The organism is Caldimonas sp. (assembly GCF_046291045.1).
Lineage (GTDB): Bacteria > Pseudomonadota > Gammaproteobacteria > Burkholderiales > Burkholderiaceae_C > Caldimonas.
On sequence record NZ_JBKBSL010000005.1, the window covers coordinates 36,452 to 56,704 of the forward strand.

Here is a 20,253-nt window from a genome sequence, read left to right on the forward strand (position 1 = left end):
GGAGAGTGAGTGATGTCTGCGCAACGGATGGACAGTGCGGGCGACCAGGCGACTTCACGCGAGCGCCTGTCCGCCTTGCTCGATGGCGAGGCCACTGCCTCGCAGTTCGACGAGTGGCTGGCCTCGCATCAGGGAGATCCCGAGCGGCGCCGTCAGGACTGCGAAGCCTGGCATCTCTACCACCTGATCGGTGACGTGATGCGCTCTGAGGACTTGGCCAGCGGCTCGCGGGGCGATGTATTCCTGCAGGGCGTGCGCCAACGTCTGCAACACGAGCCGGTGATCGTCGCTCCATCCGTGGCAGGCGCACCGGCTCTGCGTGGGCGCCGACGCTGGCGTACGCCCGTAGCCGCTGCGGCGGGTGTGGCGGCGGTTGCCGGCGCGTTGATCGTGCTGCGCTTGGGTGATGCCGGTCTGGGCGTGCCTTCGGGTAGCAGCTTGCTGGTCCAGCAGGCGCCGCCGTCGCCGGTGGCAGCCACGGCGGTGGCGCCGGCGGTGGCGCCGTCCCCGGCCCCCACGACCGAGCTGCGGGTGGTCCATGGAGACCAAACCCTGATCCGCGATGCACGCCTGGACCAATACCTGGCAGCGCACAAGCAGTTCGGCGGCGGCTCGGCCCTGGGTGCCGGACCGTCCGTCTTCCTGCGCAACGCTGCCCACGAAGAACCTGGCCGTTGAGTGTGAGGACGCGCATGCATTTCCGTCGCTGGCTTGCCCCCTGGATGGGCGCAAGCCTGATCGCACTGGCTGGCTCGGGCCTCGCGCAGACGCTGCCGCCCGAAGCGTCCCTCGACAAGTCGGAGGTGCGTTCCTGGCTGCTGCGCATCCACGAGGCGGCTCAGACCCGCAACTTTCAGGGCATCTTCGTGGTGAGCTCGGGTGGCCAGATGACCAGCGCGCGCATTGCCCACTACTGGGAAGGCAACGAGCAGTTCGAGCGCATCGAGACCCTGGACGGCCAACCCCGCCGCGTGCTGCGCCACAACACCCTCGTGGCCACGCTGTGGCCCAACCAGCGCACTGCGCTCATCGAGCAGCGCGAGACGGCCAACACCTTCCCGCGGCTGGTGGACCACGACGGCGATCGCATCGTCGAGCACTATGACGTGCGCAAGAAGGGGATGGACCGTGTGGCCGGACACGAAGCCCGGCTGCTGCTGCTCGTGCCGCGCGATGCGATGCGCTACGGTTACCGCTTGTGGTCGGAGAAGGATTCGGGCTTGCTGCTGCGGGCCGACGTGATCAACGGTGCCGGCGAGGTGATCGAATCTTCGGCCTTCTCGGAGATTTCGATCGGCGTGAAGCCCCAGCCCGAGACGGTGATCCAACCGCTCAAGCGCCTGAAGGGCTACCGCGTCGAGCGCCCGGTCATCACCCCCACTTTCTATGAGGACGAAGGCTGGGTGTATCGGCGCATCGTGCCGGGTTTCCGCCATGTGAGTTGCGTCAAGCGCAGCAGCAACGCCGTGGATGGGGGACCAGGCGCCGAGGGAGCGGCCGACGGCGGCGAGCGCAGCAGCATGCTGCAGACCATCTTCTCCGACGGCCTGGCGCATGTCTCGATCTTCGTGGAACCCTATGATGCCAGCCGGCATCGCAAGGAAGTGCTGATGAGCATGGGGGCGACCCACACGCTCATGAGGCGTCACGGGGCTTGGTGGGTGACCGCCGTGGGTGAGGTGCCGGCCGCGACGCTCAACGAGTTCGTCCGCGGCCTGGAGCGCAAGAAACCGCAGTGAACGGCCGTCGCGAGGGCGTGGCCGGGCGCACTGCGGGCCCAGTGTTGAGGTGAGAGATGAGAACCGCAAGGATGGCGATGTCCCAACGTGTCTTGGCCGCTTTGATGGCCCTGGCTGCCGCCTTTGTGTTGGCGGCGACCCCTGTTGCCGTGCAGGCGCAAGCCGCTGCGCTGCCTGATTTCGCCGATTTGGCCGAGCGGGTGGGCCCGTCGGTCGTGAACATCCGCACCACCGAGCGCGCACGCGCCGCTGCGCCCGGGGCAGGCCCGCAGATGGACGAGGAAATGCAAGAGTTCTTCCGGCGCTTCTTCGGCGTGCCGCTGCCGGGCACGCCCGCGCCGCGAGGCGGCCCGCGCCAGGGCCAGCAGGAAGAGGTGCCGCGCGGCGTGGGGTCGGGTTTCGTGATCAGCTCGGACGGCTTCGTGATGACCAACGCCCATGTGGTCGAAGGCGCCGACGAAGTCTACGTGACCCTCACCGACAAGCGCGAGTTCAAGGCGCGCATCATCGGCAGCGACCGCCGCACGGATGTGGCCGTGGTCAAGATCGACGCCACCGGCCTGCCGGCCGTGCGCATCGGCGACGTCAACCGCTTGCGCGTGGGCGAGTGGGTGATGGCCATCGGCTCGCCCTTCGGCTTGGAGAACACCGTGACCGCCGGCATCGTCAGCGCGAAGGCGCGCGACACCGGCGACTACCTGCCCTTCATCCAAACCGACGTGGCGATCAACCCGGGCAACTCCGGCGGCCCGTTGATCAATCTGCGCGGCGAGGTGGTGGGCATCAACTCGCAGATCTACAGCCGCTCCGGCGGCTTCATGGGCATCTCGTTTGCCATTCCCATCGACGAGGCCATGCGGGTGGCCGACCAGTTGCGATCGACGGGCCGCGTGATCCGTGGGCGCATCGGGGTGCAGATCGACCAGATCACCAAGGACGTGGCCGAATCCATTGGGCTGGGCCAGCCCACTGGGGCCCTGGTGCGCAGCGTGGAGCCCAATGGGCCGGCCGCCAAGGCCGGCATCGAGGCGGGCGACATCATCACACGCTTCGACGGCCGGGTGATCGACAAGGCCGGTGAACTGCCTCGCATCGTGGGCAACACCAAGCCTGGCACCAAGGCGACCGTGCAAGTCTTCCGTCGCGGCAGCTACCGCGACCTCAGCGTGGTGGTCGGCGAGTTCGAGCCCGACCCGCCGCGCCGCATCGCCGGCGGTGAACCTCGCAACGCGCCGGGCAACGGGGCGGCCCAGAGCCTGGGCCTGACGGTGGCCAATCTCACCGAGGCCCAGAAAACTGCGCTCGGCGTCAAGGGCGGGGTGCGAGTGGAAGCCGCCGACGGCGCGGCTGCCCGCGCAGGACTGCGCGAAGGCGACATCATCTTGGCCATCGCCAATACCGAAGTCGTCGACGTGCGCCAGTTCGAGGCCGTGGTGGCCAAGCTCGACAAGGGGCGACCCTTCAATGTGTTCTTTCGCCGAGGTGAGTGGGCTCACTACACCGTGATCCGCCCCTCGCGCTGAGCCTTCGCAGGCGCCCGGTGTCGGGCGATCGGGCACTGGGCCCAGCCGACCCGGCACCCGACAAGGGCGCCGGGTTTTTTCGTATCGCGAGAACAAACCCGGAATGGCGCACGGCGACGCGAGCTGCACGGGTGTTGATAAGTCGTCACTTCAGAACGTGAGTGGAGACTCACAATGTTCGGAGCGACCGGGATTGTGCTGGCGCTTCGGTAGAATTCAGGGTGGTTCGACGCTCTTTCAACGCAGTGGCGGAAGGATCCCCGGAGCGGCCTGGACTATCCCCAGGCCATCCACAAGAGATTGTGGATATCATGTTGATAATCGCTCTGTTGGTGGCGTGCAACGTGCTGCAAGCCCCGACTGGCGCGGTTTCCAAGGGGGTGGTTTTGGCTACAATGAAAGCCCAACAAAGCAGTTGCCAAGCCTTTTGTTGGAAGGCGCGTCGCCGATTCGACGCGCCTTTTTTTTGTTGGCGATCGCGCTGGTTTTGATGCGCTGGGGCCTGGCGTCAGGCAGCGCATACAGGTTTCCATGAAGCACATTCGCAACTTCTCCATCATTGCCCACATCGACCACGGCAAGTCCACGCTGGCCGATCGCATCATTCAGCGCTGCGGCGGTTTGAGCGAGCGCGAGATGGAGGCGCAGGTGCTGGACTCGATGGACATCGAGAAGGAGCGGGGCATCACGATCAAGGCCCAGACGGCCGCCTTGCAGTACACCGCCCGCGACGGACAGGTCTACAACCTCAACCTGATCGACACGCCCGGGCATGTGGACTTCTCCTACGAAGTGAGCCGCTCGCTGTCGGCCTGCGAGGGGGCTTTGCTGGTGGTGGACGCCAGCCAAGGGGTCGAAGCTCAGACGGTGGCCAACTGCTACACCGCGCTCGACCTGGGGGTGGAGGTGATCCCGGTCCTGAACAAGATGGACCTGCCCCAGGCCGACCCCGAGCGCGCCAAGGCGGAGATCGAGGACGTCATCGGCATCGACGCCTCCGATGCGATTCCTTGTTCGGCCAAGACCGGCCTGGGGGTGGACGACATCCTGGAGGCCATCGTGGCCCGCATGCCGCCGCCCAAGGGGCAGCCCGACGGACCGCTGCGCGCGATGATCATCGACGCCTGGTTCGACAACTACGTGGGCGTGGTGATGCTGGTGCGGGTGGTTGACGGCAGCTTGAAGAAGGGCGAGCGCGTCCGGCTGATGGCCACGAACGCCGTCTACCCGGTCGAGCACCTGGGGGTGTTCACGCCCAAGTCCGTGGACCGCTCCGAACTGAACGCCGGCGAGGTGGGCTTCGTGATTTGCGGCATCAAGGAGCTGGCGGCGGCCAAAGTGGGCGACACCCTCACGGTGGAGAAGAAGCTGCCCAACAATGCCGGTCCGGCCACCGAGCCGCTGCCCGGCTTCAAGGAGATCCAGCCGCAGGTGTTCGCAGGCTTGTACCCCAGCGAATCCAGCGAGTACGACCAGTTGCGCGATGCGTTGGAGAAACTCAAGCTCAACGACAGCTCACTGCGTTTCGAGCCCGAGGTGTCGCAGGCGCTGGGCTTCGGGTTCCGCTGCGGCTTCCTGGGCCTGCTGCATATGGAGATCGTTCAGGAGCGGCTGGAGCGTGAGTTCGATCAAGACTTGGTGACCACTGCGCCGAGCGTGGTCTATCAGGTGGAGCTCAACGACGGCACGGTCATCGAGGTCGAGAACCCCTCGAAGATGCCCGATCCGGGGCGCATCCGGGAGATCCGTGAACCCATCGTCACGGTGCATCTTTACATGCCGCAGGAGTACGTCGGTCCGGTGATGACGCTGTGCAACCAAAAGCGCGGCGTGCAGCTCAACATGGCCTACCACGGGCGTCAGGTCATGCTGACCTACGACATGCCGCTGGCCGAGATCGTGCTCGATTTCTTCGACAAGCTGAAGTCCATCTCCCGCGGCTATGCCTCGATGGACTACGAATTCAAAGAGTACCGTGCGTCCGACGTAGTCAAGGTGGACCTGCTGATCAATGGCGACCGGGTCGATGCCTTGTCCATCATCGTGCACCGCTCGCAGGCCCAGTTCCGCGGCCGCGCGGTGGCCGCCAAGATGCGCGAGCAGATCCCGCGCCAGATGTACGATGTGGCGATCCAGGCGGCCATCGGCAGCAACATCATCGCGCGCGAGAACATCAAGGCGCTGCGCAAGAACGTGCTGGCAAAATGCTACGGCGGTGACATCACCCGCAAGCGCAAGTTGCTGGAAAAGCAAAAGGCCGGCAAAAAGCGCATGAAGCAGATCGGCACCGTGGAGGTGCCGCAGGAAGCCTTCCTGGCCATCCTCCAGGTGGACGACTGAACACACAAACGCTGGGAGAATCCCTTGTCGCTGCTCACTGCAGTCCTGTACGCCTGCCTGGCCGTGTACCTGGGGGGTTGGTATTTCGGCCAATGGCATGGCAATTTCTCGCTCGTGCTCTTGCTCCTGACCGCAGTGACGCTGCTGTACTGGCTGGCCGAGCGTTTCCATTTCAGGCCCCAGCGCGAGCGCTCGGCCGCCCGGCTGGTCGAGCAGGCGGCCCAGCGCCGTGCGGCGCTGGCCGACCGGGGCATCGCTCAGGTGGATGACAATGTCGAGGACGCGCGTCGTCAGTTGCTCATGCAGCCTTGGTGGCTGGACTGGACGGCCGGCCTCTTCCCGGTGATCTGTGCCGTTTTCCTGGTGCGATCGTTCCTGTTCGAGCCGTTCAAGATCCCGTCAGGCTCGATGGTGCCCACGCTGCTGGTGGGCGACCTCATCCTGGTCAACAAGTACCACTACGGCGTGCGTCTGCCGGTGATCAACACCAAGATCATCGACAACCACCAGCCTCAGCGCGGCGACGTGATGGTCTTCCGCTATCCGCTGGACCCTCGCATCGATTACATCAAGCGTGTGGTGGGCGTGCCCGGCGACGAGGTGGCCTATCTGAACAAGCGCCTGAGCATCAACGGCCAGCCCGTGCCGATGCAGTCGCTGGGCGAGTACTACGACGAGGACAGCCGCCGCTACGCCCAGCTCTACAGCGAGAAGCTGGGGGACGTGGAGCACCGGGTGCTGACCCACAAGGACGTGCCGCCGTTCATGCTGGCCGTCGACAGCTTCCCCTTTCGCGACCACTGCCGCTACAACGCCGAGGGCGTGGTCTGCAAGGTGCCCGAGGGGCACTACTTCATGATGGGCGACAACCGCGACAATTCTCAGGATTCGCGTTACTGGGGCTTCGTGCCTGAGGCCAACATCGTCGGCAAGGCCTTTTTGATCTGGATGAATTTCGGTAATCTCAGCCGCGTCGGCACCTTCTTCCAGTGAGCGGCCCGGCCCTCCAGAACACCGTCATCACCACGAGGAGCAGCTCGATGATCCCTATCCTGTGGCAGCGGCAGCGCGGCGTGACCCTGATCGGCCTGTTGTTCTGGGCGGTCCTGATCGGTTTCGTCGCCCTGGTGGCCATGCGGGTGTTCCCGACCCTCAACGAGTACTGGACCATCCAGCGCACGATCAACAAGGTGGCCCAGGAGGGTGGCACCACGGTGCCCGAGATCCGGGCAGCCTTCGAGCGTCAGAAGCAAATCGAGTACTCCATCACCTCGATCTCCGGGGCCGACCTGGAGATCACCAAGGTCAACGAGAAAATCGTCGTCAGCTTTGCCTACGACAAGGAGATCGAGCTGTTCGAGCCGGTCTACCTGCTCATCAAGTACCGCGGCCGCTCGCGATGAGGTGTTGGCGACCGTTCCCCGTCATCGTCCTGTGAGCGATACCCTGGAAGCCCTGCAGCGGCGGCTGGGGCACCGCTTCGGCAACCCCGCGCTGCTGCGCGCTGCGCTGACGCACCGCAGTTTCGGCGCCGACCACAACGAGCGGCTGGAGTTCCTCGGCGATGCGGTGCTGGGGCTGGCCGTCTCCAGCCTGCTCTACGAGCGTCTGGGCCGCAGCGACGAGGGGGATCTGTCGCGCGTGCGCGCCCATCTGGTGCGGCAGGAGTCCCTGTACCGCATCGCTTTGGCCCTGGGTTTGCCTGACAGCGTGCGGCTGAGCGAGGGCGAGGCCCGCAGCGGTGGAGCCCGGCGCCCGTCGATCCTGGCCGACACGTTGGAGGCCCTTGTCGGAGCGGTCTACCTGGACGCCGGCTTCGAGCCCGCCCAGGCCGTGGTGCGCCGGCTTTTCGAACCGGTGCTGGCGCAGGGCGACCTCCAGGCCTCGGCCAAGGATCCCAAGACCGAGCTGCAGGAATGGCTGCAGGCTCGGCGCCTGCCGGTGCCCGCCTATGCCATCGTGGAAACGCGGGGTCAGGCGCATCGTCAGGAATTTGTCGTACGCTGCACGGTGGCGGCGTTGCAAGCCGAGCGGGTGGGCGAGGGGGCCTCGCGACGTGCGGCCGAACAGCAGGCGGCCCAGGCCATGCTGGCCCACCTGAAGTCCCTGCCCCCCTGAGTGGCTCATTTCGGCGGCACGGCCGCCTTGACGTTGTGAACCTCGAAGACCTCAACCAGCCTCCCGCCGAACCCCGCAGCGGCCAACGCTGCGGCCTGGTGGCCATCGTGGGCCGCCCCAACGTGGGCAAGTCCACGCTGCTCAATGCCCTGGTGGGCCAGAAGGTGAGCATCACCTCGCGCAAGGCTCAGACCACGCGGCATCGCATCACCGGCATCCGCACCATCGGCGACACCCAGTACATCTTCGTCGACACCCCGGGCTTTCAAACCCGGCATGGCAACGCGCTGAACCGCACGCTCAACCGCACGGTGCTGTCCTCGGTGGCCGACGTCGATGTGGTGCTCTTCGTGGTCGAGGCCGGCCGCTACGGCATGGACGACGCCAAGGTGCTGGCCTTGCTGCCCGAGGGCAAGCCGGTGATCCTGGTGGCCAACAAGCTGGACAAGGTGGTGCGCCGCGCCGAACTGGCCCCGTGGCTCAAGGGCATGCAGGAGCGTCATCCGTTCGCCGAGTTCGTACCGCTGTCGGCCAAGCGACCCGAGGATGTCCGGCGCCTGCTCGAGATCGTGCGGCCCCACCTGCCCGAGCAGGCCTGGTGGTACGACGAGGAGGCGCTCACCGACCGCAGTGAGCGCTTCCTGGCCAGCGAGATGATCCGGGAGAAACTCTTCCGGCTCACCGGGGACGAGCTGCCCTACACCTCCACCGTGGTGATCGACAAGTTCGAGGAGGAGGGCCGCCTGCGCCGCATCGCCGCGACCATCATCGTCGAGCGCGAGGCCCACAAGGGCATGGTGATCGGCGAGGGCGGCGAGCGGCTCAAGCGCATCGGCACGGAGGCGCGTCAGGAGCTGGAGAAGCTCATGGAGGCGAAGATCTTCCTCGAACTGTGGGTCAAGGTGCGTTCGGGCTGGGCCGATGACGAGGAGCGGCTGCGCTCCTACGGCTACGAGTAGGCCGCGCGCCGCACCCTATGGCCACGCGCACCTCGGGCGGCCGGCGGCATGCGCACCGCGTGGCGGGCGAGCCGGCCTACGTGCTGCACCACTACGACTGGAGCGAGTCGAGCCTGATCCTCGACCTCTTCACCCGCCACCACGGACGCGTGGCGGTGGTGGCCAAAGGGGCCAAGCGGCCTTATTCGCAGTTGCGTCCGGTGCTGCTGCCCTTCCAGCGTCTGCTCGTGAGCTACAGCAGCCGCGACGAGGACGGGGCCGAGGTGCACACCCTGAAGGCCGCCGACTGGGCGGGAGGGCTGCCGATGCCGACCGGCGCGGCCCTGCTCATCGGCTTCTACCTCAACGAGCTGCTGATGAAGCTGCTGGCCCGCTCGGACGCCCATCCGCGCTTGTTCGACCACTACGCCGCGACCTTGCCGGCGCTGGCCGGCGGGGAAGACGTCGGCGTGCAGGCGGCCTTGCGGGCCTTCGAGCTGGCGCTGTTGCGCGAGATCGGCGTGCTGCCCGAGCTGCACACCGAGACCCTGACCCAGCTTCCGGTGCGAGATGCGGCGCGCTACGGTCTGGATGCCGAGGCGGGGGTGCGGTCGGTCGGGCCCGGCGAGGCCGGCCTGCGCGGGGACTGGCTGCGTGAGGCCGAGCAGGCCCTGGAGACGGCCGGCGCAGCGCAGGGGCTGGCGGCCGTGCAGCAGGTATGCCGTCGGGCCCTGCCCGAGCTCAAGCCGGCGCTGCGCAGCCTGCTTCACTATCATCTGGGCACGCCCATGCTGCGCACCCGCCAGCTCCTGATGGAACTCCAGCAACCATGATTCTCTCCGGCTCTGCGAACGCGCCCCTGCTGGGCGTGAACATCGACCATGTGGCCACGCTGCGCAATGCGCGCGGCGGCCGCTTTCCGGACCCGGTGGCGGCTGCCGAGCTGGCGGTCGAGGCGGGCGCCGACATCATCACCTTCCACCTGCGCGAAGACCGTCGCCACATCCGCGATGACGACGTGCGCCGGCTGAAGGCCGCGCTGCATGTGCCGCTGAACTTCGAGGCGGCTGTGACCGACGAGATGTTGGGCCTGATCGAGCAGACCCGCCCGGAACACGTCTGCCTGGTGCCCGAGCGTCGCCAAGAGCTCACCACCGAGGGCGGGCTGGACGTGGTGGGACAGTTCGGCCGCGTGCGGGAGGCCTGCGCGCGCCTGGCCGCGGCCGGTTGCCGCGTCTCGCTCTTCATCGGGGCCGACCCCGCTCAAATCGAGGCGAGTGCCCGTGCCGGCGCCCCCTGCATCGAGATCCACACCGGCGCCTATGCCGAGGCCTGGTGGGCGCGGGACGCGGGTGCGATGCAGTCCGAGCTGGCCCGCATCGAACAGGGCCTGCGCCTGGGCCGCTCGCTGGGCCTGCAGACCAACGCCGGCCACGGCCTGGCGGTGTGGGACCGCCCGCCGCCGCATCCCGGCCCCAGCAGCACGGCGGCGATCGCGGCCTTGCCCGATGTGGCCGAGCTGCACATTGGCCATGCGCTGATCGGCCATGCGGTCTTCGTGGGCCTGCGTCAGGCCATCGCCGATTTCAAGGCCGAGGCCGTGCGGGCGAGGCAGGGCGCGTGATCTACGGCATCGGTACCGATATCTGCGACATTCGCCGCATCGAGGCGGCGTTGCAGCGCCATGGCGAACGCTTTGCGATCAAGGTGCTGGGCCCGCACGAGATCGAGGTGTTCCGCCAGCGCCGTGCCAAGGTGCCGGCGCGGGGCGTGCGCTACCTGGCCACGCGCTTTTCGGCCAAAGAGGCCTTCTCCAAGGCCATCGGCCTGGGTCTGCGCCTGCCGATGACCTGGCGCGCTTGCGAGATCGTCAAGGCGCCTAGCGGCAAGCCCGAAATCCTGCTGCATGGCGAACTGGCGGCCTGGTTCGAGGCCCGCAGCCTGCGCGCCCATGTGAGCGTGACCGACGAAACCGACTACGCCGCCAGCTTCGTGGTGGTGGAAACCAAGGAATGAGATGAGCCTGCTTCCCGAGCATGCCCCGGTGGTCCTCGACATCGCCGGCACCGCGCTGGACGACAATGACCGTCGCCGCCTGCAGCACCCGCTGACCGGTGGCCTGATCCTGTTTTCGCGCAACTGGGCCGATCGCCGTCAGCTCGTCGAGCTGACCGCGGAAGTGAAATCGCTGCGCCCGGACGTGCTGATCTGTGTGGACCACGAGGGTGGGCGCGTGCAGCGCTTCCGCACCGATGGCTTCACCTCTTTGCCGCCGATGCGCCGGCTGGGCGAGCTGTGGATGGACGATGCCTTGCGCGCCACCGATGCGGCCACGGCCTGCGGTTATGTGCTGGCTTCAGAGCTGCGAGCCTGCGGAGTGGACTTCAGCTTCACGCCGGTGCTCGACCTCGACCACGGACCCAGCGGCGTGATCGGCGACCGCGCCTTCCATCGCGATGCGCGCGTGGCGACGCTGCTGGCCAAGAGCGTGATGCACGGCCTGCTGCTGGCGGGGATGCAGTCCTGCGGCAAGCACTTTCCCGGGCATGGCTATGTGGCGGCCGATTCGCACGTGGATGTCCCCGTGGACCGCCGCTCGCTCAAGGCCATCTTGGCCGATGATGCGAAGCCCTATGAGTGGCTGAGCACCTCGTTGGCTTCGGTGATGCCGGCCCATGTGATCTATCCCAAGGTCGATGCCTTGCCGGCGGGTTTCTCCCGCCGTTGGCTGCAGGACATCCTGCGCGCTCAGCTGGGTTTCACCGGCGCGATCTTCAGCGATGACCTGAGCATGCGGGGCGCCAGCGTGATGGGCGATGCCGTGCAGGCAGCCGTGGCTGCCTTGCAGGCAGGCTGCGACTTGGTGCTGCTGTGCAACCAGTCGGCGGTGGAGGGCGGCGCGGCGCTGGACACCCTGCTGGACGGCCTGTGGGATGCCCGCGAGCGCGGCGTGTGGGAGCCGAGCGCCGACAGCGAGGCGCGGCGGGTGAACCTGCTGCCCCGGGCCGCTGCGCTGGCCTGGGACGAGCTGATGTACCACGCGCCGTACCAGCAGGCGCTGGCGCGCCTGCCCTGAGCCTCACTGCTGCTGTTGCTGCTGGGCCTGGACGACCTCGAAGGGTAGGGTGATCTGGGAGAGATCCTTGCGGGTCTCGACCAGCACCAGCGGGCCTTCGTCCAGCGCCACCATGGGCTTGCGCTCGCGCGGCACGCGGATGGGCTGGGGCGTGTTGGCGATCAGCGCCTGTGCGGCACGCACCTTGTCCGCATCGGAATGCACCCACTCCAGGCCGGCTGAGGCGGCCAGTTCGTTGAGGCTGGACAGGGGCAGCTCGTAGTGCGGCACCTTCGGCAGGGGACGCACGGCTGCGACCGGGGTCGGCGGTGCGGTGTCCACCACAGGGCTGACCGGGGCCGCCACCGCAGGGGCGGGGGCTTCGGCTGCGGCGGTCTCCACCTGCTCCTCGGCGCCTTCCTGAGGACGGCGCTCGCGACGGTAGCGGTCACGCCCTCGGCCCCGGCGGCCCTCTCCTTCGGGCGCTTCAGCCCCGCGGGCTTCCTCCGGCGATGTCTCGGCTTGCGCCGGTTCGACCGGGGCCTCGGGCTCCACCACGGCCTCGGGGCTCACGCCGTCCTGGTCGGGCGCCAGGCCTTCCACGCCGGCCTCGCGCTCGCGGCGGCCACGGCCTCCACGACGGCGGCGGCGGCCTGCCTCGCGGGGGCCTTCTGCCGGGGCCTCACCCTGGTCCTGGGGCACGGTGTCGACGAAGGCGGTGTCCTCCACGGTCTGCGGCGCAGCGGCTGCCATGGTGGCATCGCGCTCGGGACGGGGGGGGGTGTTGCGGCGGCCATCCTGGCGCGCCTCGCCACGCGGCTCGCTGCGGCCTTCGCCGCCGCGTGCGCTGCGCTGCTGCGGGGCTTCGGCGGCCTCGGCACGCGCTTCGCCACTGCGTCCACGGCCCTCGCCGCGCCCTTCGGCACGGGCGTCGCGGCCCTCACCGCGAACGTCCCCGCGGCCGCCGCGGCCTTCACGACGGCTCTCACCGCGCGCTTCACCCCGTTCGCCGCGCTCGCCACGCTCACCCCCCCGACCGCCACGGCGGCCGTCGCCTCGACGACCTTCACCACGCTCGGCCTTGCCTTCCTTGGCGGCAGGCTGGGCCTGCGCAGGCGCGGCGGCCGGTGCCGGTGCTTCGGGGCGGCCGGCGAAGAGCTTCTTCAGCCAGCCGAAGAAGCCGCCGCTGGCCGGCACGGGTGCAGCCACGGGCGGGGCCGCCACGGGCGCGGGCACCGAGGCGGCAGGCTCGGGCTGGGGCGCGGCCACGGGAGCAGGGGTCTCGGGCAGGATGCCCTTGATCACGGGTTCCTGCTTGGACCGGCCCTTCTCATTGGCGTCGCGACGGCGAGTGATGCCGACTTCGTCGTCGGGCTCCTCGATCATCGTATAGCTGGCCTGCAGGTTTTCCAGGCGCGGGTCGTCATGGCGCAGGCGCTCGAGCTTGTAGTTGGGGGTCTCGAGGTGCTTGTTGGGAACCAGGATGACGGTGACGCGTTGCTTGAGTTCGATCTTGGTGATCTCGGTGCGCTTCTCGTTGAGCAGAAAGCTGGTCACTTCCACCGGCACTTGCACGTGCACCGCGGCGGTGTTTTCCTTCATGGCCTCTTCTTGCACCATGCGCAGGATCTGCAGGGCCGAGGATTCGGTGTCGCGGATGTGGCCGGTGCCGTTGCAGCGCGGGCAGGTGATGTGACTGCCTTCGCTCAGAGCCGGGCGCAGGCGCTGGCGCGAGAGTTCGAGCAGGCCGAACTTGCTGATGGAGCTGAGCTGCACGCGGGCGCGATCCGGGCGCACCGCATCGCGCAGGCGCTGCTCGACCTCGCGGCGGTTCTTGGACTCCTCCATGTCGATGAAGTCCACCACGATGAGACCGCCCAGGTCGCGCAGTCGCATCTGGCGGGCGATTTCGTCGGCCGCTTCGAGGTTGGTGCGCGTGGCGGTTTCTTCGATGTCGCTGCCGCGGGTGGCGCGGGCCGAGTTGACGTCGATGGACACCAGGGCCTCGGTGTGGTCGATCACGATGGCCCCGCCCGAGGGTAGGTTCACCGTGCGAGAAAAGGCCGTCTCGATCTGGTGCTCGATCTGGAAGCGGCTGAACAGCGGGGCATCGTCACGGTAGCGTTTCACGCGGTGCGCCATCTCGGGCATCACGTGATTCATGAACTGATGCGCTTGCTCGTAGATGTCGTCGGTGTCGATCAGGATCTCGCCGATGTCTGCGGTGAAGTAGTCGCGGATGGCGCGGATGACGAGCGAGGACTCCTGGTAGATCAGGAAGGCACCTTTGCCGGCCTGGGCCGCTTCGTCGATGGCGGCCCACAGCTTGAGCATGTAGTTGAGGTCCCACTGCAGTTCGGCCACGCTGCGGCCGATGCCGGCGGTGCGGGCGATCAGGCTCATGCCCTTGGGGTATTCGAGCTGGTCGAGGGCTTCCTTGAGTTCTTCGCGGTCCTCGCCCTCGATGCGGCGCGACACACCGCCGCCGCGGGGGTTGTTGGGCATGAGCACCAGGTAGCGGCCGGCCAGCGAGATGAAGGTCGTCAGCGCCGCGCCTTTGTTTCCGCGTTCTTCTTTTTCCACCTGGACCAGCAGTTCCTGGCCCTCCTTGATGACGTCGGCGATCTTGGCGTTGCGGACGTCCACACCTTCCTTGAAGTACTGGCGCGAGATCTCTTTGAAAGGCAGGAAACCGTGGCGGTCCTCGCCGTAATCGACGAAGCAGGCTTCCAACGAGGGCTCGACGCGAGTGACGACGGCTTTGTAGATGTTGCCCTTTCGCTGCTCACGCCCTTCGATCTCGGTTTCGAAATCCAGCAGCTTCTGGCCGTCGACGATGGCCAGGCGACGCTCTTCCTGCTGCGTCGCGTTGATCAGCATGCGTTTCATGTGCACTCCTTCACCCGCACGGCCCACAGGGCTCGCACGGGCACAACCACATGCCGCTACCGGCTCGACGACCGGAGGGCGGCTCAACGATGCACGAGGAACGCAATCAGGAACCGGAAGGAATCGCCCTGGACGGCCGGCGCTGCGGGAAGCCCCGCCGGGTCAGCCGCGTTGGCGCGTGCGAGGAGTGAACTGGACAGCGGACGATCGACGCCGGGCCGACGCTGGGCCGGGTGCACCGGAGGCCCTTCCGACGCCGAGCCGCGGGGCGTGCCGGCGCAACCGCAGGGCCGGTGTCATGCCGCAGCGATGCGGTGGGGGAAGGAGGCCGGGGGGTGCAGTCCGCATGGGATCACTGAACGCAAGGCTGCAGGCGGTGCTTGCCAGATCGGAGCGCCCAGGGGGGCGCGGGCGGTCTCGCAAGCGGCGCCGGCCTGCGGCCGGAAAACCTTGTTGTTGGGTTCTTGTGTGCGTTGGCTCTGACGCGGGCCGTGTCCACTGCCGTCGGCTCACCTTGGGAGACGACCCGCAGCCACGGGACCGCGCTGCATCAACTCTTGTGGCCGCTGGCAGACACTCACAGACTGTGCCCGCCGGCGGCCGACCCGCTGGCGCTGGAGGTGTTCGAGAGCCCTCAGACCGCCCCCGCCACAGCGAGAGGGGTAAACTCTTGCAAATCAAACACTTACAACGCAAACGTGGTGCAACAGATTATACGGGCGAAACCGCCGGCTGCGCGCAGCGGTGGAGCGCCAGGGCCCGAGGTGCGCCATGTCGTCGTCGATGAAGCCTCGGCGGGCCAGCGTCTGGACAACTTCCTGGCCAAAACGCTCAAGGGGGCGCCCAAGTCGCTCATCTACCGCATCGTGCGCAGCGGCGAGGTGCGGGTGAACAAGGGCCGGGCTGCGGCCGACACCCGGCTGGCCCTGGGCGACGAGGTGCGCGTGCCGCCGGTGCGCCTGGCTCCGCGCGGTGAGGACGTGCTCACGCCGGCGCGTGAGTTCCCCGTCGTTTACGAGGACGATCACCTGCTCGCCGTGGACAAGCCTGCCGGCGTGGCCGTGCATGGTGGCAGCGGCGTGAGCTTCGGTGTGATCGAGCAGCTTCGCAGGGCGCGGCCGCAGGCAAAGATGCTGGAGCTGGTGCACCGCCTGGACAAAGAGACTTCGGGCCTGCTGCTCATCGCCAAGAGGCGCAGCGCGCTGACGGCCCTGCAGGACCAGTTCCGCAGCCGCGCAACGGGCAAGACTTACGCGGCCTTGGTAATCGGGGCCTGGCCTGCGCACAAGAAGGTCATCGATGTGCCGCTGCACAAATACCTCACCGGCGAGGGCGAGCGGCGGGTTCGCCCTGTGGCTGCCGGCGCCGAACAGGGACGGCGCTCGATCACTCTGGTGCGAGTGACGCAGGCCTTTGCCGGGTACACCCTGTTGGACGTGACCATCAAAACCGGGCGCACCCACCAGATCCGCGTGCATCTGGCCCATGAGGGCCATCCGATCGTCGGCGACGACAAGTACGGCGACTTCGTGCTGAACCGGGCCTTTGCGCGGGGGCAGGCCCTGGCGGGCCACCGCTTCGACCGCATGTTCCTGCATGCGCGACGCTTGCGTTTTGACCATCCGGCCACCGGGGAGGCTCTTGAACTCGAATCGCCTCTGCCGCGCGAATGCGCAGAATTGCTCCAACACCTATGAACCAGCGACCTCGCCAGTTCGACCTGATCGTTTTCGATTGGGACGGCACCTTGTTCGATTCCACGGCGCTGATCGTGCGCTGCATCCAGGCGGCCTGTGCGGACCTGGGCGTGCCCGTGCCCAGCGAACGTGAGGCGGCCTACGTGATCGGTCTGGGACTGCACGATGCCCTGCAGCAGGTGGTGCCCGGCTTGCCGGTGGAGCGCTACCCCGAGCTGGGCCGGCGCTACCGCCACCACTACTTCGCGCAGCAGCATGAGCTGGTGCTGTTCGACGGCAGCCTGGCGATGCTGCATGCGCTCAAGCAACGCCATCACTGGCTGGCCGTGGCCACCGGCAAGTCGCGCCGGGGGCTGGACGAGGCGCTGCGCACCGTGCAGCTCCAGGGCCTCTTCGACGGCACGCGTACGGCCGACGAAACGGCCTCCAAGCCCGACCCACGCATGCTGCTGGAGTTGATGCGCGAATTCGGCGTGGAGCCCGAGCGTACGTTGATGATCGGCGACACCGTGCACGACTTGCAGTTGGCAGCCAATGCCGGTGCGGCCGGCGTGGCGGTGAGCTACGGTGCCCACGACCCGGCGGCGCTGCGCGAGCTGGCTCCCCGCTTCATCGCCAGCTCGGTGCCCGAGCTGCACCGCTGGCTGGAGGCTCACGCATGAACCCCGGCATCGAGCTGTGCGATTCCGAGGCGCTGACCGAACGCGGCAAGGCCGTACTGTTCGATGTGCGGCTGTGGAACGAACACGTGCGGGCCTTTGCGCTGCGCTTCGAGGGGCGGGCCGTGGCCTATGTGAACCGCTGTGCCCATGTGCCGGCCGAGATGGACTGGCAGCCCGGCGAATTCCTCGACGACAGCCGCGAATGGATCATTTGCTCCATCCACGGTGCCGTCTATGACCCACGCAGCGGCGAATGCGTGGGGGGGCCCTGCGCGCGCTCACGTCTGATCGAGGTGCCGCTGGCCGAACGCGATGGCAAGGTCTACTGGTACCCCAGCGATGACGTGCAGCCGGCGTTTGCCGACTGAGCTGCGGTCCCGTCCCCGTCCCGTGCACAACGACGAATCTCTCCTCTGTCAGGATCCCATGGAACCCGAGACCTCTCTTGCCTCCACCCCGCCTCGAAGGGCCGGGGACGAAGCCCTCGTCCGTCTGGCCCAGGCCTATCTCGACGACCGACGGCGCGAACGGCGCTGGCGCCTGTTCTTCCGCCTGGCTTGGCTGCTGCTGGCCCTGGGGCTCCTGGCGCTGCTGTACCGGCAGGGGCTGCAGGCCTCGGCGCCCAGCGCGCCGCACACCGCCCTGATCGACGTTCGCGGTGAAATCGCGGCGGATGCGCCCGCCAGTGCGGAAAACTTGATCTCGGCTTTGCGCAATGCCTTCGAAGACAGCGGCGCGCAGGCCGTGGTGCTGCGCATCAATTCGCCCGGCGGCAGCCCGGTGCAGGCCGGCATGGTCAACGACGAGATCGAGCGGCTGCGCCAGCAGCATGACAAACCCGTCTACGCGGTGTGCGAGGAGATGTGCGCTTCGGCGGCCTTCTATATCGCTGCGGCGGCCGACGAGGTGTTCGTGGACAAAGCCTCGCTGGTGGGCTCCATCGGCGTGCTGATGGACGGCTTCGGCTTCACCGGGTTGATGGACAAGCTGGGCGTGGAGCGCCGCCTGCTCACGGCCGGCGAGAACAAGGGTTTCCTTGACCCCTTCTCGCCCCAGACCGAGCAGCACAAGGCCTACGCCCAGGCGCTGCTGGACCAGATCCACCAGCAGTTCATCGCCGAGGTGCGTGAAGGCCGGGGCGAACGCCTGAAGGATCAGAAGGAGGCCTTCTCGGGTCTGGTCTGGAGTGGCCAGCAGGCCATCGACCTGGGCCTGGCTGACCGCTACGGCAGCCTGGACTACGTGGCCCGCGAGGTGGTCAAGGCCGAGGACATCATCGACTATACGCCGCGCGAAAACGTGGCTGAACGCCTGGCCAAGCGCTTCGGTGCGGCCGTGGGTGAGGGCATGGTGGCGGCCTTGCGCGGTATGGGTGGGCTGCGCTGAGGCGGCGGGCTCACGCCTTCTTCAGCAGGCCTTTCGTTTCGATGAAGTCGATGACCTGGTCGAGGCCCTCGCGGGTCTTGAGGTTGGTCATCACCCAGGCCCTGTGGGGCCGCATGCGGGCGGTGTCGGCAGCCATCACGTCGAGGCTGGCGCCCACATAGGGCGCAAGGTCAATCTTGTTGATCACGAAGAGGTCGCTCTTGGTGATGCCGGGGCCGCCCTTGCGCGGGATCTTCTCGCCGGCGGCCACGTCGATCACGTAGATCGTGAGATCGGACAGTTCCGGGCTGAAGGTGGCGGCCAGGTTGTCGCCGCCGGACTCGATGAAGACGATGTCGGCGTCCGGGAACTTCGCCAGCAGGCGGTCCACCGCCTCGAGGTTGATGGACGCGTCTTCGCGGATGGCCGTGTGCGGACAGCCGCCGGTTTCCACGCCCATGATGCGCTCGGGCTCCAGCGCACCGGCCACGGTGAGCAGCCGCTGGTCTTCCTTGGTGTAGATGTCGTTGGTGACCACCACGAGGTCGTAGCGGTCGCGCATCGTCTTGCACAGCATCTCGACGAGGGTGGTCTTGCCCGAGCCCACGGGCCCACCCACACCCACGCGCAGGGGCGGCAGCTTCTTGGTTCGGCCGGGGATGGCATGAAAGGAGGTGCTCATGATCGGAAAAGTCGCGAGTACTGTTGTTCGTGCCGGGCCGACAGGATGGCCAGCCCAGGGGTGAAGGCCTGGCGATGAGCGTCGTCGAGCGCGAGGGCCGTGGCCACCACGTCGGGGATCTCGGCCGCCAGGCGCGCAAGGATGCGCTGGCCGGCGCTCTGGCCCAGGGGCACGGCCTTGATGGCGGCCTGCACCATGTTTTCGGCCCAGCCGAAGCTGAAGGACAGCAAGGCCTGTTCGGGCGTGGCGCCGGCCTGGGCAGCTGCCAGCGCGAAAGCCACTGGATAGGTGGGGGCGGGGGACAAGGCGGCCAGCGTGGCCACGCGCTCATCGTTCGCGCGGTTTTTCAGCCACTCCACGAGCGAACGCCCCATCTGTTCGGTCTGCAGGCGCAGCTCGGCCGACTCGCGCGTGCGGCGCATCCAGTCGTTCAGAACCGTGAGGCGGGCGAGATCATGGGCCTGCCAGGCGGGCACCGCCTGGGCCACCACGGCGGCATCGGCCCGCCCGAAGGCAAGGTGAAGTTGGTCGCTGAGCCAGTCGCTGGCCTGGGCTTCGTTTGTGACGAGGCCGGCCTCCACCGCTGCTTCCAGACCCTCGGAGTAGCTGAAGCCGCCCACCGGCAGGGCTGGCGAGGCCAGCCACATCAGTTGCAGCCAGGTGGCGTAGGCCGACATCTCAGTGGTGATGGTGGCCACAGCCGGGACCGTGGACGTGGCCATGGTCATCATGAGCGTCGTGCTCATGGGCGTGTCCATGGCCGTGGCCATGACCACCCGCTGCATAGGCCCCGCCTTCCGGCTCGAAAGGGGCTTGCACCTCGGTCACGATGAGGTGCATCTGGCGCAGCATGTCGGCCAGCACGTGGTCGGGTTCGAGCTGCAGGTGATCGGCCCGCAGTTCGAGCTGCACATGGCGGTTGCCCAGGTGGTAGGCGGCGCGCAGCAGGTCGAAGGACGAGCCGTGTGCGGGGCAGGCGGTCACACGCAGCACCGGCTGGGGCGCGGCCTCGACACGGATCAGCGATCCGTCCTCGGCCACGAGCACGTCGCCGCCGCGCACGACGGTGCCGCGCGGCAGGAACACGCCCAGCGCGCGACCCTGGCTGTCAGTGGCATCGAAGCGGCTCTTCCGTCGCACGTCCCAGTCGAGCGCCACGGTGGCGGCCCGCTTGAGCAGCACGGCGGCCAGGCCCTGGCCTTGGGGGAGGAGTTTGTTGACGGTCAGCATGCCCGCGATGGTACG

At 67.7% G+C, this 20,253-nt stretch carries 20 protein-coding genes; 16 read left to right on the forward strand and 4 right to left on the reverse strand.

Translation table 11 applies throughout. From position 1 onward, the window contains the following. Window positions 1–12: 12 nt before the first annotated feature. The 12 genes from ACK4ZD_RS02940 to nagZ all read left to right on the forward strand — a co-directional run bounded on the left by ACK4ZD_RS02940 (window position 13) and on the right by nagZ (window position 11,734). On the forward strand, window positions 13–678 hold the full coding sequence (locus ACK4ZD_RS02940; protein WP_409658573.1) for a sigma-E factor negative regulatory protein: 666 nt from the start codon (window positions 13–15) through the stop codon (window positions 676–678). A gap of 14 nt (window positions 679–692) precedes the next feature. After that, a complete protein-coding gene (locus ACK4ZD_RS02945; RefSeq protein WP_409658576.1) occupies window positions 693–1,739 on the forward strand; it encodes a MucB/RseB C-terminal domain-containing protein in 1,047 nt (348 codons plus the stop codon). A gap of 56 nt (window positions 1,740–1,795) precedes the next feature. Then, on the forward strand, window positions 1,796–3,262 hold the full coding sequence (locus tag ACK4ZD_RS02950; protein ID WP_409658579.1) for a DegQ family serine endoprotease: 1,467 nt from the start codon (window positions 1,796–1,798) through the stop codon (window positions 3,260–3,262). A 531-nt stretch (window positions 3,263–3,793) separates the two neighbouring features. Beyond that, a complete protein-coding gene (gene lepA, locus ACK4ZD_RS02955) occupies window positions 3,794–5,602 on the forward strand; it encodes a translation elongation factor 4 (RefSeq protein ID WP_409658581.1) in 1,809 nt (602 codons plus the stop codon). A gap of 24 nt (window positions 5,603–5,626) precedes the next feature. Next, on the forward strand, window positions 5,627–6,595 hold the full coding sequence (gene lepB, locus ACK4ZD_RS02960) for a signal peptidase I (protein WP_409658584.1): 969 nt from the start codon (window positions 5,627–5,629) through the stop codon (window positions 6,593–6,595). 47 nt (window positions 6,596–6,642) lie between these two features. Next, window positions 6,643–7,005, forward strand: a complete 363-nt coding sequence (locus tag ACK4ZD_RS02965) for a DUF4845 domain-containing protein (RefSeq protein ID WP_409658587.1) — start codon at window positions 6,643–6,645, stop codon at window positions 7,003–7,005. A gap of 31 nt (window positions 7,006–7,036) precedes the next feature. Beyond that, the gene (rnc, locus tag ACK4ZD_RS02970) at window positions 7,037–7,720 is read left to right on the forward strand and encodes a ribonuclease III (RefSeq protein ID WP_409658590.1); all 684 of its coding nucleotides are present in this window, start codon (window positions 7,037–7,039) and stop codon (window positions 7,718–7,720) included. Window positions 7,721–7,755: 35 nt separating this feature from the next. Continuing rightward, the gene (gene era, locus ACK4ZD_RS02975; RefSeq protein WP_409658593.1) at window positions 7,756–8,679 is read left to right on the forward strand and encodes a GTPase Era; all 924 of its coding nucleotides are present in this window, start codon (window positions 7,756–7,758) and stop codon (window positions 8,677–8,679) included. Between the two features lie 17 nt (window positions 8,680–8,696). Next, window positions 8,697–9,491 carry a DNA repair protein RecO gene (gene recO, locus ACK4ZD_RS02980; protein ID WP_409658596.1) on the forward strand — a complete coding sequence of 265 codons (795 nt, stop codon included), beginning with the start codon at window positions 8,697–8,699 and terminating at the stop codon, window positions 9,489–9,491. After that, complete coding sequence (locus tag ACK4ZD_RS02985; RefSeq protein WP_409658599.1) at window positions 9,488–10,282, forward strand: pyridoxine 5'-phosphate synthase; 795 nt, start codon at window positions 9,488–9,490, stop codon at window positions 10,280–10,282. The genes recO and ACK4ZD_RS02985 overlap by 4 nt, the downstream gene beginning before the upstream one ends. Further along, window positions 10,279–10,674: a holo-ACP synthase gene (gene acpS / locus ACK4ZD_RS02990; protein ID WP_409658602.1), complete on the forward strand. Its 396-nt coding sequence runs from the start codon at window positions 10,279–10,281 to the stop codon at window positions 10,672–10,674. The genes ACK4ZD_RS02985 and acpS overlap by 4 nt, the downstream gene beginning before the upstream one ends. 1 nt (window position 10,675) lies before the next feature. Next, window positions 10,676–11,734, forward strand: a complete 1,059-nt coding sequence (gene nagZ, locus ACK4ZD_RS02995; RefSeq protein ID WP_409658605.1) for a beta-N-acetylhexosaminidase — start codon at window positions 10,676–10,678, stop codon at window positions 11,732–11,734. A gap of 3 nt (window positions 11,735–11,737) precedes the next feature. Here nagZ and ACK4ZD_RS03000 read toward each other — a convergent pair whose 3' ends face one another. Then, window positions 11,738–14,602 (reverse strand): ribonuclease E/G, encoded by a 2,865-nt coding sequence (locus tag ACK4ZD_RS03000; RefSeq protein WP_409658608.1) that lies wholly within the window; start codon window positions 14,600–14,602, stop codon window positions 11,738–11,740. 701 nt (window positions 14,603–15,303) lie between these two features. On the opposite strand from ACK4ZD_RS03000, the gene ACK4ZD_RS03005 reads away from it, so the two are divergent. The 4 genes from ACK4ZD_RS03005 to ACK4ZD_RS03020 are packed head-to-tail and all read left to right on the forward strand — an operon-like array spanning window position 15,304 to window position 18,347. Then, window positions 15,304–16,299: an RluA family pseudouridine synthase gene (locus ACK4ZD_RS03005; RefSeq protein ID WP_409658760.1), complete on the forward strand. Its 996-nt coding sequence runs from the start codon at window positions 15,304–15,306 to the stop codon at window positions 16,297–16,299. Then, on the forward strand, window positions 16,296–16,961 hold the full coding sequence (locus ACK4ZD_RS03010; protein ID WP_409658611.1) for an HAD family hydrolase: 666 nt from the start codon (window positions 16,296–16,298) through the stop codon (window positions 16,959–16,961). Before ACK4ZD_RS03005 ends, ACK4ZD_RS03010 begins: the two co-directional genes overlap by 4 nt. Then, window positions 16,958–17,329 carry a Rieske (2Fe-2S) protein gene (locus ACK4ZD_RS03015; RefSeq protein ID WP_409658614.1) on the forward strand — a complete coding sequence of 124 codons (372 nt, stop codon included), beginning with the start codon at window positions 16,958–16,960 and terminating at the stop codon, window positions 17,327–17,329. Before ACK4ZD_RS03010 ends, ACK4ZD_RS03015 begins: the two co-directional genes overlap by 4 nt. A 58-nt stretch (window positions 17,330–17,387) precedes the next feature. Beyond that, window positions 17,388–18,347, forward strand: a complete 960-nt coding sequence (locus ACK4ZD_RS03020) for a S49 family peptidase (protein ID WP_409658616.1) — start codon at window positions 17,388–17,390, stop codon at window positions 18,345–18,347. A gap of 10 nt (window positions 18,348–18,357) precedes the next feature. On the opposite strand, the gene ureG is transcribed toward ACK4ZD_RS03020, so the two are convergent. The 3 genes from ureG to ureE are packed head-to-tail and all read right to left on the reverse strand — an operon-like array spanning window position 18,358 to window position 20,238. Then, window positions 18,358–19,008: an urease accessory protein UreG gene (gene ureG, locus ACK4ZD_RS03025; protein WP_409658619.1), complete on the reverse strand. Its 651-nt coding sequence runs from the start codon at window positions 19,006–19,008 to the stop codon at window positions 18,358–18,360. Further along, the gene (locus tag ACK4ZD_RS03030; RefSeq protein WP_409658622.1) at window positions 19,005–19,754 is read right to left on the reverse strand and encodes an urease accessory protein UreF; all 750 of its coding nucleotides are present in this window, start codon (window positions 19,752–19,754) and stop codon (window positions 19,005–19,007) included. The genes ureG and ACK4ZD_RS03030 overlap by 4 nt, the downstream gene beginning before the upstream one ends. Beyond that, on the reverse strand, window positions 19,687–20,238 hold the full coding sequence (gene ureE / locus ACK4ZD_RS03035) for an urease accessory protein UreE (protein WP_409658625.1): 552 nt from the start codon (window positions 20,236–20,238) through the stop codon (window positions 19,687–19,689). The genes ACK4ZD_RS03030 and ureE overlap by 68 nt, the downstream gene beginning before the upstream one ends. Between the last annotated feature and the right edge of the window lie 15 nt (window positions 20,239–20,253).